Source organism: Companilactobacillus bobalius (assembly GCF_009764355.1).
The window spans coordinates 161,216-175,237 of the sequence record NZ_LNUA01000076.1; the positions used below are offsets into that span (position 1 = coordinate 161,216).

The following is a 14,022-nucleotide window of genomic DNA, read 5'->3' on the forward strand; positions in this document are numbered from 1 at the left end:
ATAACAAATTATTTTTGAAGTGGTGTTTTTCTTAAGGAAATTTAAATTTTCTTGAGATTTTCTTAAATCGATTCAATCAAATTCCACGATAATATGCCTTTGTAATTTCCAGCTGAAGTACCCGGAGCTAAATGAATTTGCCAATCATTTGCACCAACGTAGTTAGATAGGTTTAAGGTATCTTGACTTCCTGAAAAATTATCTGTCTGAATAGGGACGCCATCAGTTGTAATAGGTTGCCAAGTACCATCATCGGTAACTTTACTTGTTCTTTGTCTGATAAATAATAAGCCTGAGTCGTCAGCCTGCAAAGTCTCATTATTGGAATTCTTCATTTGAGTATCAGTATTGTTATTGTCATAGGAAACGGAAACGTTAAAATTATTGTCGTCGGGATGAGCAACAATCAATCCACCTTTAGTGGCAACATTGTTAAGAACCATTTCTTTTCCATAAACATTAACTGAGCCGAAATCTATCAGGCTAGGAACTTCAGTAAAGGCGTCACTCTTTTGAATATTAACTGAAGCACCGTTAGAAACCATGTCACGGATTGTCTCATTTGAGGAGCTCACTCCGCCAGAAACAGTAGCAACATTGGTTACTTGACCAACTGCTGCAGAGGTTACTTTAGCATTGAATTCCAATGTGACGTTTTCCCCAGCATCGACCTGGTTAATACCAGTATTTATTTGAGAAGATTGATAAGGCGTTGTATCTTTAGGACCTTTAATATGAACTTTTCCATCTAAAACTAGTCCAGTAGGAAGATCATCGGTTAATTTGGTACCAGCTAATAGAGAGTCACTACCGGCAGATACTTTATAAACCATATAGAAATCAACAATGTCACCAATATTAGCATTAGTGCTTGTTGTAAAATTGGTTTCACCTTTAGTAACGTTCTTGACGTACTTGTTAAATGTGAAATCAAATTTAGACTTTTTGACTGGAATATCTACCGAAGCATCATAGGTTTTACTTGATGTTTTGGTATCGTGACCAGTGAAGTAAGCAGTATTCGTAATGGTTTTTCCACTGGCATCTCGAGTGATACTAGCATTGTATGAAATAGTGGCTTCTTGACCATCAGTTAAAGATAATGTCGGTGGGATGGTCAGCGTTTTGGTTGAAGCATCATAATCACTAGCATTAATAGGAGTTGATGTACCATCATTATAGGTTAGAACAATACTATTAGGATCAATTTGTAAACCATCAGGAATAGTATCCTTAAGCTTTTCATAGGTCCATGAACTTCCATATCCGTTATTACGAACTTTTAAAGAGAATTTTAATTTATCACCGATATTGTTGACTCCGGTACTATTAGTTTGATTAGTATAAGTTTTACTTACAACTGGCAGAGCATAGGGACTAGCAGTAACACCCATTGTTGAGCCATAGTGCGCAGTTTCACCAGGATCTAAGGTAGTTGGATCCCACTTTAGAGTATAACTGGAGTCACTAAGTGCTGCAGTACCAGTTATTGGATCTCCGTATTTGTAGTTCTTTGACTCAGCACCGGCTCCGGTTTTAGAATCGAACCCCTTGATCCAATCCATACCGCTACTACTAAATGTTTGACCAGCGTAGTAATTGAATCCGTCCGGAGTTTCATTAGTAACCATTAATTTGTAGGAACCATCTTCAATGAATAGACCGTTAGAATTTCCCAAATCTTTTATTAGAACACGGTCGTTATCACTTAATTTAGTATCCTCACCATATAGAACCTGGAATGATTGTGTTCGACTAGAATTATTGGTTAAAAATAACTCTCTTTGAATGATGGCAGAATTAGTTGGCGAAGCGCGTAAAACAATTTCTGCCTTTAAATCAAAAACATTATTGCCTGTCCCAGTTCCTCTTACAAAGTCACCAACAATCTTGTAAGCAGCGTGTCCGTTAGAATCTTTACCAATATAGAATTTTTTATTTTGCATATATGCAGTTGAGGGTTGGCCAATAGTACTACTGCCCAAAAGCGCATACTTACTAGCGGTTAGACCACTAAGTCCGAAACTAGTGTTAAGTGGTGCAATTAAAAAATCTGGTGAAGTGGATGATACTTGATCCGTATTAACTGATGAAGTAGTACTAGTATGAGAGCCCTGGAAGACTGAACCAACATATTTTCCATTATCATTTAGAAAAATATTGATTTTTGAACGGTAAATATTGTTACCTCCTTGAGTATCTGATGGTTGATTAAGTGTATTATCAGACATGGATTTTACGTTACCGTTTGTATCTTGAGTCAAACCAAAAGCATAACCTAGACTAATTCCAGGAGCAATTTCCAATTGTTGATAAGAATTTACTGAGGATGTACCCGAATTCCAAGTAATATCTTTATCATAACTTGTTTGGGTGTCAGGATCAGCTGCGTGTACGTTCGTGACGGGAAGCAATAGTATGAGAATGAAAGTTATAAGAAAAACATCAAATAAAAATTGATAGATTTAAATCTCTTCATAATAAATTCCTCCCGTAAATACTATTATTCACAGTAATTATAATACTATATCGAAAAGAATAATTGATATTTTGATTAATTTTTCAGCCTCATATTTATATAGATATTTATATAAAATAGAGGAAACACTAAAAAAAATAAACATTAAATTTAATTTAATGTTTATTTAAACCATTTTTGAATGATTCCAAGCCTTCGTTTGCGATAAAGTAGACTAATACTAGGGCGGCAATTGAATCGACCCACCATAGACCAAAGAGGGCAGTTAGAATGGCACCTAAAAGTACAGTTCCTGCCATGTATGCACAGGTGATATTACACATTCCGTCTTCAATTAGTGCGTCAGAACTAATACTTTTACCTAAAGAACGTTTTTTGAAGGTGAAGAATGGCATTAATAGGACCGATGCTATGGCAATTGAGATACCGGAAATACTAGTGTCAGCGGCTTGATGGGTAATCAAATTAAAGAATGATACGGCGACAACGTAGGCTGATAGCAGTAATAATACGCTACCAACGATTAAAGAAGATTTTCTCTCGGCATTTTCGATTTGTTCAACCGAATCATTATTGAATTCTTTTTTTAAACGCCAAATCAAGGTACTTCCAGAAATGATTTCTAAAAAACTATCTAAACCGAAAGCAATTAAAAGAATTGAACCGGCTTTTATTCCAGAATAGAAACCAACAATAAATTCGAAGGCCATCCAAATAGTTGAGAGATATTCTATTTGAAGACTCTTTTTAACATAATCTAGTTTATTCACCATGTTTTTTACCTCGCATAACGTGATCAGCGTGTTCTAGAGTTTCATTAATAACATCTAAAATATGAGGATCATCTAATTGATAATAATTAGCCTTTCCGACTCGATGGGAGCTTACTAGTTGATAATTTTTAAGAAGAGCTAGTTGGTGAGAAATGACTGACTGCTCGACGCCTAATAATTCGACGAGCTCGCTGACGTTCATTTCTTTTTGTTCCAAAATATTGAGCATTTGAATTCTAGTTGGATTGCTAAGCAACTTTAGAATTTTTTGTGATTCGTTTAAGAGATCAGGAGCAATGATTTTTAGTTGTGACATATTTCTCTCCTACATATGTTATTTTTAACATATGTAAATGATAACATACCATCAAGAGAAATAATATTGTGGTAAGATTTATTTATTGTATGTTAATAAATTGTGGAGGATTTGGTCATGACGGATTTCACTGGAAATTATTCGGATCAAAAGATAACCATAGATTTAAAGGATTTGGGAAGTATTAATTATTATTTCACGAAGCCTGAGGAATACAGTAAGGAATCAATCTTCTTGATAATGCAGAACCGTGAGATTATTGGATTAGGAATTGGAGATCTGGACAATACCGAGGCCGCTACGAGCTATATTGAAATTGTGGTACCGGAAAACTTTATCGTTACGGACTTCTTTTATTTCCTGACTAAACATATGGTGCAATCGGGTTATAAGATCAATGCTGAGTATAAGATGCAAATTTCACAGGTTTCACTACAGTTGTACGAAAAATATTGGCAGAATGTGTTGCCAATCCTGTCTGCTTTTGGTTTAAGAACTACTCCAGTTAAAAGGGTTAAACCACGTCACAAATTTATGGCTTCCTTAGCAGATGTACCTTTCAAAATTGATTATAAGGGTAGTAAAGCGACGGTTTATTGGCAAAAACGTAGCCAGTTCTTAGTTAAATCTGGGGCTATATTGGTTGGTCAGGCACCATTGACTAAATCTGGTGTGATTGGTTTTGCTGGCAGATTTGGCTTACGATTGCGACAGGAACATGAGAAGGAATTACATGACAATGTTTTGACAAAAGATATTGTTTTACGAAGTGTTAATGAAGTTGGAACATTTCTCTATTTTGCAGGAACTAATGGCTGGCTACAATTAAAGTCACCATCGGGACAAACTTTACATGAGTTGACAGTGGAAAAATAGAGCAGACATCCGTTGGAATTTATAGGCGCGTACTATAAATTCGATAGATGTCTGTTTTTTTTGTATGTCTTTTTATAATAATATTCATTAAAATACAAAATATGTGTAATTTTTTAGTTAATTTTGAGTAATATTGTTTTATGAATTTAAAAAATTATTATATTATATTAATGGTCAAATTAGAAAGGATATATAATGACGAAAAAATTTAACAAAGTTAGGCTTGGCTTGATTTTAGTATTGGTGATAATATTCTATTCATTTGTCAATATTAAGAATGATTCACTAACTGTTAAAGCTGATGATCAAACTGTTAAACCATATGCAACTCCAACTTCGGATCCAATTGTTTTCTTAGGTATTTGGTTTTCTAATGGTTACTCGTTACAGCCAGAAACTGATTATTATACTCAAGTGGGGCAATCAATTGTAGTTCATACTTCTGCAAGTCGATCCATTTGGACAGTCTTAACTGGACCAGTTGATTCGCCACATTATAGATGGTATAAATCGACAGACTATGGTGAGAACTGGAGTAGTGTTTCGGAATCTGATGGCGGTCACCGTATGAATTTTCCAATAACTCCTAAGAGTTCAGGAACGACCTGGTATCAGCTCGATACACAATATTACACTTTACTCACGCCTTATTTAAAAACCCACATATATTCTAAGGTAACAGCTGTACATGTTAAGGATCCGGTAAATGCCACCAGCCTCAAAGTAAGCGCTGACAATAAATATATATATAATGAATCAGATTCAGATTTATCACAAAATTATACTTTTATTCATGCATATCCGACGCCAACGGATGCAACCGGTAAAATAACCTATTCAGTTGATAAGCCTGAAATAGCTAATTTTGAGGAAGATACTGAAAATGGTGGAACAACGAATAAATTAATAGCAAAAAGTGGTGCTGTTGGTACGGTTAGAGTAACTGCCAAAATGCAAAATCCCGACGGATCAACTACGAGTGGCTATACTGATGTCAGAGTTGGTGGTGGACTTGATGATCAGACAGTTGATGTTGGACAATCGGCAACGTTTAGTATGCATGGTAATATAGATGGAACTAATTCGAATACAAGTGGGAGTATTCAGATTAAATGGTATAAGTATGATAAAGACGGAAACAAAACCACTGTAGCGACAAGTAACAGTAGCAATTACAAAGATTATGTTGATTATACTATCCCCAAAACGACTATGGATGACAATGGGACACAGTATCAGGCTCAAATAACCGTCTCTTTATTGGGCTTTATTCAAACGGATAGTTTAACTACTAATAAGGCAACATTGACGGTTAAAAATAATCCAGATCTTTCGATCTCTACTAAAGTTATTAATAATACTTATGATGATGGTAGTAATACTTCCGATACCTTAAATAAGGTAACTAATAACGATAATATTTCATATGAATTCAACTTAAAAAATAATAATAAAAATTCGATTTTGACTAATGGAAGTTATGTAGTTCCTGTTCATAAAGGGACACTTGTAAATAATGTTGAATTAGATGGAAAAGAAGTAGATTCAGATAATTATACTGTTTATAACAGCTCAGATAAGAAGGAATCCTATATTATCATTAATGGAATAGATTTTAATGAGAACGCACAGTCACATTCATTAAAAATAGATGCAACAGTATCGGGAGTAACTGATGCGGAAAAATTTGAATCAGTTCCCTATTATTATGGTGATGATTATGGAGGTTCGGTCTATCAAGAGAGTGCAAGTAAACATACGATAAACTATGTAAATGATAAGTTTAATGCTGCGGTAAATGATATTAGTTTTGGAACAATTAAAGATTCACAGCTGAATAAGGTATATTACCGTCAAGATGATAACAATTTACCTAATAGCACAATTAATATTAGTGATCAAAGAAGAGATAAAAAGGCAATGAAGGTTTTGGTATCCGAATCAAAACCTTTAGGTGATGGAATGACATTACGTTATTATCAAAATGACGATTATACCAATCTATCAAATAGTGATGTATTAATTAAGAGTTTTGATCAAGATAATATATCATCAATTGGATGGAAAAAAGACGAAGGAATTCTGCTTTATATTGGAAATACATTGCCGACGGCTGGGAAATATAGTACTGAATTACATTGGACCTTTGAAGATAGTATTTAAAATTAAAGTATCCACGTAAAATATTTTTAGGACTTTTATATAGATGTTTTAAATAAAGAAAATATCAATAAAAAATCAGTTTAATGACCATTAAAGGGGACATTAAACTGATTTTTTTGTTGAAAGGAATTGGATTCTATTTCAATTTTTTTCTTTGAATTAAATTGTAGTTGGAGTTTTAGGGCCACAATAACTGTTGCAAGTACATTTTTGATCATCAAGCATTGGACAATGACAGATTCCATCTTTACTTGAACAGTGGCAACTGGAAAAACAAGTCATTCCTTGATGACAATATGGATTATTATCAGACATTTTGACTTCCTCCTTAATTACAGAATATCATACGTTGACAATGAGCATTTAGATGATAAACTTTTCACAACTTTATAATGTGTTTAAGGGGAAATTATGAAAAGAGTATCAGCTAAGACTCTGATTTTGGGTGCTTTTTTAGAGTCAGTCGGAGCTAGTTTTATTTGGCCTATCAATACGATATTTATCCACAATTATTTGCACAAGTCATTGGCAGTCGCTGGGATGGTTTTGTTTTTCAATTCGATATTAACCTTTTTAGGAAATTATTTAGGTGGAAAATTATTTGACCGTTGGGGTGGTCATAAAACGGTTATTATCAGTACGTTAATTGGATTATTGGCATTGGTTGGCTTGATTTTTGACCATGGTTGGCCAGCGTATCCGATTTTGTTACCAATCTTAGGATTTGGTGTTGGTAGTGCCTTTACGGTCATTAATTCATTTGCGGCGCAGATAGATGATGTTGACCGCTATAAACTTTTTAATGGAATTTACATGGGAACCAATTTAGGAAATGCTATCGGAACGGCTCTAGGTGGTTATATTGCTGGAGTTCAGATGACATTGGTTTTTGTAGCTAATTTTTTCTTCTTAACGCTTTTTTTCCTATTAGTAATCTTTGGTTACAATAATCGAGAAGTGGTAGTTGAAAATGGTACAAAGGATGAGATTAAAAAGGTAAGAAAAACTAAATTACAACCAGGAGTTGGTCTGATTGCGTTGTTCTTAGGAGTATCATGGTTGGCATATTCACAATGGAGCAGTAACATTTCCGCTCACTTAACTAATTTAGGGATTCCTGTTAGCCGTTATAGTTTGTTGTGGACCATCAATGCAGTGGTGATTGTTTTAGTTTTGCCATTAATTAATCGTTTGGTTGAAAATAAAGCGTGGTTTAAGAGAATTCAGATACCACTTGGAGTCATCTTGTTTATTGCGGCATTTGCTTCAATTATTAATGCAAAAGTTTATTTAGCGTTTGTTATTGGGATGGTTGTCTTAACCTTAGGTGAAACTCTAGTTTATCCGGGAATTCCAGCTATGGTTAGTGAATCGACACCAAAATCGGAGGCAGGGCGTTATCAAAGTTTGTTGAGCATGTCTTCAACTTTTGCTAGAGCGATTGGACCATTAGTTGGTGGATTGATTGTAGAACATGGTTCTTACAATCTTTTATATTTAGTAGCGATTGTTATTTTAGCAGTGTCTTTGGTGATTTTGCGTTTTGGTCATCGAAAATTACTTGTTAACAATTAGTTATAATAATTAGACGGAAAATGGTTAACGGAAATTATATGTGGATTCCACAAATAGGGACCGAAGTGCTCGTAAGATATAAAAATACCTAAATCATTTTTGTTATCCAGGGTAGCAACTAGATAACCACTTTTGCCATCTGAACCTTGAAATTCAGTTATATCTTTTACTTTTTGATAATGATGTTTTTGTAAGAAATCTTTAATTTTCTGATTAGTAGACTTGTAAGTAATATTACCATTGCTCAGTTCAGAATTAATAACACTTTTTATTTGAAGTATGTAAGAAATTTCAGGAATAACAAAGAAGCCTAAAATAATTGTGGTTAGAATGGTGGCAAGCACTATAATAATTTTTTTCAATGCAATCTCCTTAGACAGTAATTGATCTCTGTTAATATCATCTGGCATTTGTAGAAAAGTTGAAAGCAATTTTGGCAAATAAAAACTCCCTAATCTATGAAGACCGTTAGTCTTAATAATTAAGGAGTTTTTCTACTCTTGTAGAGGCTTATTTTAAATTGACTTGTGATTTGGCGATTATTTTATTATCGGATAGCTTAATATCAATTGAAGCATTTTGACTAGGATCTGCTTCAGATAAGTCCGAAACATAGGTTAATGTTCTAATTCCATTAATGTCAGAATAATCGTCAGGATCGCCAAGTACAGAGATAACACGGTTGTAATTGTCACCATTTTTAAGTTTATTGAAATCGGCTAGGGTCAAACTATTTTCTCGATCAATATCAAGTCCTTGGATGGATTTAGATTTAGCGATGTTTTTGAAAAAAGTAATTTGAATCATTACTTGATTGTTGTTGTCAGTTTTATTCCATGTGGCGGTGATTTCTTTTCCTTTTTTATCCATTATTTGTGTTTCAGTAGGATTTCCAAGTAGATTAGTGATGACTTTTCTGGAGTAGCCATTCTTGCCGGTTTTAATGGAATTGTATTTAGCAACCAAAGAAGGATTCTTTTCGGCCTGTTTTCTCTCTGATTGATCTTTTCGTTGATCCACATTAGCTTGATCAGCTTCATCTTTATAGTAGGAATAGTTGGCGATGTAGGTAGTAGCTGACACTACAATAATAATCGAAAGAATCGTGATCCAGAACCAGTTTCTTCTATAGAAAGGTTTCTTTTCATTTTCATTCAATATGTTTATACCTCCGTCTATATTCAGTATTTTACTAGTATTTACTGAAAGTAGCATCCTAGATGCACCAATATTTTCATAATAAATAAACTTATAATTTGCTAAATAAAACAAAATTCGATAGTATAGACTGTGAACACTAATGGGGGTGTTCTGGATTCGACATGTGTAGTAGCGTGTGAGTTGCACTTAGGGCCTTGCGTCCCTTTAAAACGCACAGTTTATTATAACTGCAAAAAATAATAATAACTACGCATTAGCTGCCTAAAAACAGTCTAAGCGTGATCCATTCTAGTTTCGCCCAAGGGCTGGAAATGGGTCTCAAAAATATTGGGCTACGTTTAACTACGCATTCTGAATAGTTAAAAAGAGATTGTCGGAATAGTCATTGTGGCTAGCCGGGTTGTATGGCGTTCATAGTGGCGAAACTTTAAATAATACAACTATGAGTGTAGAGGCTTGCATAGCATTACGCTTGGACAGGGGTTCAATTCCCCTCACCTCCATAAAGCAAATAAGAGTCAGCTATATCAGGTAATTTATACCTTGATATAGCTGGCTTTTTTTCTTTTTCATAATTTATCTAATACTAGGCATGTATATTGGATAAATATGTTTATCGTCAAAAATAAGTAAGGGAGCAGTAACTAACTACGGTTAGTTACTGTTTTTTTATAACCAATTTATTTATCATCAACGAAGCCGATTATTTCCATGAATAAATCTACATAAGATTGGCGATCTTTCAGATTCATTGTATTCATAAATTTAAAGAAATTATCAGTTTTTTCATCAATGAGACTGTGTTTAAAAATATCACCCATCTCCATATCTAGAGCGTGGACAATTTTTTCCAACTTAGATAAGGATATGCTACCTGATTCTCCCAGTTCCAACCTTGAGATTGTATATCTAGAAACATGAGAAATTTCGGCAAGCTGTTCAATTGTTAATCCCTTGCTTAATCTTTTTTGTCTAATAAAATCATTGTAACTTTTAGCCATAGTAGTCATACACCTCAAGCCTTAAGCTCCCCTACGATAAGACTAAATTAAATGTCAAATAACAGTCATTTTTTCTAAAATATTGAAAATATGCGCATAATTGTTTTATAATACCTCATATATAGAGAAAAGGGGGATATTTCTTTGAAAAAATCAAGTTTTTTTCTATTTTTAGATTCTTTCGTTATGTTTTTAATATCTCTTTTTTCAGATTGCCAGTAGGAATCCATTGATTGATATCATATGGAATTTCTGATGAGGGGGTCATCACATGTTTTTTATAAAAAATTTACATCGCAATAAATTGAATTTGTTTCTGATATATTTATCAATATTCCTAATTGGTTTAATAACGAATACTACATTTGTAAAAGCGGATAGTTCAGATAACGAAATATCTCAATCATTAAATTTAAACAGTAATTTATCCGATGATTCTAATGATACTGGGGTATCTCAGCCTTATAAAGCAGACTTTTTAAATCAAATAAATAATTCAGGAGAATTCAGTTTAAAAAATAAACAAATAAATGCTACATTGAAAAATTTTAGGGTGCAATCGATATCCAGTGTTCCGGTGTTAGATGTTAAGGGGAGTTCTGTTACTGTCAATAGTTGGCAGGATTTTATTGATGCCGCTAATAATACATCGGTAGGGGAAATAATTATTGGCGTAGACCTAAAGGCCGCTGATAATAAGGTTAGTTTTCAAAATGATAAGGTTGTTGCTTTTAACGGACACAGTATAGATATGGCTAGTAGATATCTGAATACTAACAATTATCAGATTAATTTTGTTGATGCATCAATTAATTCAACTGGATCAGCAATGCTAAGATCTAGTTCAAATGCTGGAATTATATTTTCAGGTATAGGTTCTTTAACTGGTTCAATTTTAGACAATAATAATATTTATACCAATTTGACTTTTACTAATGCCAACTATGTAACGCAAAATACAAGTTCCACTCCTACGATTAGATTTAGAGGATCGTCAGGTGGAGATCTATCTATCAAAGATTCGACAATTACAGATAGTTCTAGGAGTTTTTATTATAGTTCTACATCTGATAGTATTTCGAAAAATATCAATATAAATAATTCAACAGTTAAATCAACTTACGCCTCGGGAACTTCAAATTATTTTATCAGTACGAGTGGAACTAATACTCAAACTGGTATGGTACTTGAAATGACTAACAATTCAAACGTAAATGTTGATAAAACAAATCAGGGGGATTTTAATGCTCCCATTTATCTTTTTGGAACGAATACCAAGATTATATTATCAACAAATTCTAAATTTACAGTAAATAACCCTAATGGAGCTGCCATAACGGAATCTGGAGTAGGAAGTATTTTTGATGTTTCTGATGAAGGTACTGAATTAAATGTTTCTCGTTCAGGAACAGCTGATTATAATAATGCTGTTATTAGGTTTGCATGGACGGGAGAAATGACATTTGATATAAAAAATCATGCTAAAGTTTCAATTAATCAAAATGGAACTGTTAATACATATGGAATCCGTATGTATGGTGGAGGTAATAATATTTCGGTAAGCAATGGTGCTGAATTTGATTGTATAAATAATTCAACTAGTTCGGGTCCGGGAATTGGAGATAATGACGGACAAGGAATATATTATGCTGGTGGCGGAAATTCGAACTCTTTCAAATTAAGTGGTACAGACTCTCAGGTTCTCATTAGTGCGAACAATGGACCAGCTATATCTTCATTATCAAGAATCGACATGACAGCCGGTGATGGGACTTCTTTTGTAGCACGAGGGTATTATCCTGGCAACGCAATATTCTATTCTGCAAATATATTAAATTTTAATATGGGGGTACCTAGATATTTTGATTTTATGAATACTGCTTCCATTGGAACAGGAATAGGGGGGACTTTATTCAATTGTTCGGATACTAGCCAATTTAATCATGGTAATATTCCACTATCTGTATGGTTAAGTACATCAAATGTTCAAAAATCTCCTACTAAGAGCTGGAAATATGTTAATGCTACTTATTCAGGAGTTAATTTCAATAAATTTACTACTACTACTTCTGATGCTGATTTTAAAGAATTCTTAGTAAATAATTCAGGTTTATCGAAATTGGGAAGGATGACGGCTAATACAGCACCTGCTCAAGTAAAAAATGCCCCTGACCAGCCTACCAATGCCGATTCATATGTTTGGGTACCAACATTAATGCCCGCTGAGAATAATGCATATCGCCCTTCATATGACAATGAAGTTTATGCTGAGGTTCAATTAACTTATCCAGATGGAACAACTAAAACTGCAACTGGGACATCTGTTCAGAACCAAAAATATTATGAATACAGTACATCAACGATTGATGGTGCTATTAAGATACCAATTAGTAACTTTGGTTCCAGTACAAAATATCTAGAACCAGGTACCAAGATAAAAATTTTAAAATTGTGGAGAAATGATCCGGATTATAATTCTGTTAATGCTATAAAGACTGATATGAGCAATACGAAATATAATCAATATAAAGAACAAACGGTCATAGATAAGACGCCACCTGATCCAGTAGTAATAAAAAATAATGTAAAAATGATTTCTCAGTGGTCTAAAGAATTAGAAGGTACAGGTGAACCAGGAACGTCATTAAGTTGGAAGATAATCCATCATAATGGTAGTGCAGATACGGTTTATTCAAATGCCACGACAGTTGACAGTAATGGGAACTGGAAAATAAATAATATTTCTGGAATAGTAAATGACGATAAGATTGTCATTTACTTGACTGATAAAAATGCTAATACTACTCCATTTTCGGAAACAGTTTTCCATGATGCTACATTTTTACCAGCTACCGTTGTAAGTGTAGGTGGAACTAATACCTTATCTCTCGACGTTACTCAGAATTTGGATTTTGGAGTTATTCCTGCATATACTCCGGTGATAAAGTCACCGGCATCCAAAAAATTTAATGTAACTGTTAATGATGATAGAGATCCATCACATGTTAATGGTTGGAAATTGATGGCTAGAGCATCTAACTTTAAATCAGGTCAAAGGGAAATAAGTAGTGATGACCTTGGCCTAGAGTTAAATGACAATAATAACATTATCAATATCACAAATACTGATTCACTAATTAGAGAACAACAGAGTACAGATGATTATAGAGGATCGACGATTTTAGATTTGATAAATGGACCTCAAAAAATAAAATTAAGAAGTAACGGTGTTGATTATCCTGGAAAATATACAAGTACAGTCACTTGGACAGCTACGGATAGTTTATAGAATAATTAATATTAAAATTTGAAAAATATCTTAAAAAATAGGTCCCGATATTCTCATTCTTTGAGTATCGGGGCCTATTTATTATGTCTAAGCAAGGGAAACTTACCGACTTGGGTCGTAAATCGTATGTAATAGAGACTTGTGCCTCAAAGCTACTCATTTTGTGGGCTTCTTTATTCTTGTGGGATGTGTTAGAGCCATTGAGAGAATTGAGAGATGATTTACCTTCCACTTTTTTACCAATAAGACTAAGTTTAAAAATATCACTCATCTTCATATCTAGAGTATGGAAAATTTCAGCAAAATCATTCTATGATTGGACTAAAAAAATATGTCAAATAACAGTCATTATTTTTAAAATGTGAGAAATATGCACATAACTGTTTTAT

At 33.6% G+C, this 14,022-nt stretch carries 10 protein-coding genes and 1 other RNA gene; 5 read left to right on the forward strand and 6 right to left on the reverse strand.

Features of this window, described 5'->3' with window-relative positions; genetic code table 11:
* Positions 1–62: 62 nt before the first annotated feature.
* The 3 genes from ATN92_RS16095 to ATN92_RS16105 all read right to left on the reverse strand — a co-directional run bounded on the left by ATN92_RS16095 (position 63) and on the right by ATN92_RS16105 (position 3,568).
* Positions 63–2,414 (reverse strand): isopeptide-forming domain-containing fimbrial protein, encoded by a 2,352-nt coding sequence (locus tag ATN92_RS16095; RefSeq protein WP_056951714.1) that lies wholly within the window; start codon positions 2,412–2,414, stop codon positions 63–65.
* 220 nt (positions 2,415–2,634) lie between these two features.
* Complete coding sequence (locus ATN92_RS16100; RefSeq protein WP_056951715.1) at positions 2,635–3,252, reverse strand: cation efflux transmembrane domain-containing protein; 618 nt, start codon at positions 3,250–3,252, stop codon at positions 2,635–2,637.
* The gene (locus ATN92_RS16105; protein ID WP_056951716.1) at positions 3,242–3,568 is read right to left on the reverse strand and encodes an ArsR/SmtB family transcription factor; all 327 of its coding nucleotides are present in this window, start codon (positions 3,566–3,568) and stop codon (positions 3,242–3,244) included. Before ATN92_RS16105 ends, ATN92_RS16100 begins: the two co-directional genes overlap by 11 nt.
* Before the next feature lie 117 nt (positions 3,569–3,685).
* Here ATN92_RS16105 and ATN92_RS16110 point away from each other — a divergent pair, with 117 nt between their 5' ends.
* From ATN92_RS16110 to ATN92_RS16120, 3 genes are all read left to right on the forward strand, one after another.
* Positions 3,686–4,444, forward strand: coding sequence for a hypothetical protein (locus ATN92_RS16110; protein ID WP_056951717.1), 759 nt, complete (start codon positions 3,686–3,688; stop codon positions 4,442–4,444).
* Positions 4,445–4,639: 195 nt separating this feature from the next.
* Positions 4,640–6,607: a hypothetical protein gene (locus tag ATN92_RS16115; RefSeq protein ID WP_056951718.1), complete on the forward strand. Its 1,968-nt coding sequence runs from the start codon at positions 4,640–4,642 to the stop codon at positions 6,605–6,607.
* 411 nt (positions 6,608–7,018) lie between these two features.
* On the forward strand, positions 7,019–8,182 hold the full coding sequence (locus ATN92_RS16120; protein ID WP_056951719.1) for an MDR family MFS transporter: 1,164 nt from the start codon (positions 7,019–7,021) through the stop codon (positions 8,180–8,182).
* Here ATN92_RS16120 and ATN92_RS16125 read toward each other — a convergent pair.
* Complete coding sequence (locus ATN92_RS16125; protein ID WP_056951720.1) at positions 8,179–8,622, reverse strand: hypothetical protein; 444 nt, start codon at positions 8,620–8,622, stop codon at positions 8,179–8,181. The two genes, ATN92_RS16120 and ATN92_RS16125, sit on opposite strands and share 4 nt — an antisense overlap.
* 70 nt (positions 8,623–8,692) lie before the next feature.
* Complete coding sequence (locus ATN92_RS16130) at positions 8,693–9,340, reverse strand: DUF3862 domain-containing protein (RefSeq protein WP_056951721.1); 648 nt, start codon at positions 9,338–9,340, stop codon at positions 8,693–8,695.
* 144 nt (positions 9,341–9,484) lie between these two features.
* Between ATN92_RS16130 and ssrA the strand changes: the two genes are divergently transcribed.
* Positions 9,485–9,849: a transfer-messenger RNA gene (ssrA, locus tag ATN92_RS16135) on the forward strand.
* Between the two features lie 174 nt (positions 9,850–10,023).
* Here the strand turns inward: ssrA and ATN92_RS16140 are convergent.
* The gene (locus ATN92_RS16140) at positions 10,024–10,344 is read right to left on the reverse strand and encodes a helix-turn-helix domain-containing protein (RefSeq protein WP_025086035.1); all 321 of its coding nucleotides are present in this window, start codon (positions 10,342–10,344) and stop codon (positions 10,024–10,026) included.
* A gap of 271 nt (positions 10,345–10,615) precedes the next feature.
* On the opposite strand from ATN92_RS16140, the gene ATN92_RS16145 reads away from it, so the two are divergent.
* Complete coding sequence (locus ATN92_RS16145) at positions 10,616–13,633, forward strand: hypothetical protein (protein WP_056951724.1); 3,018 nt, start codon at positions 10,616–10,618, stop codon at positions 13,631–13,633.
* Positions 13,634–14,022 lie beyond the last annotated feature (389 nt).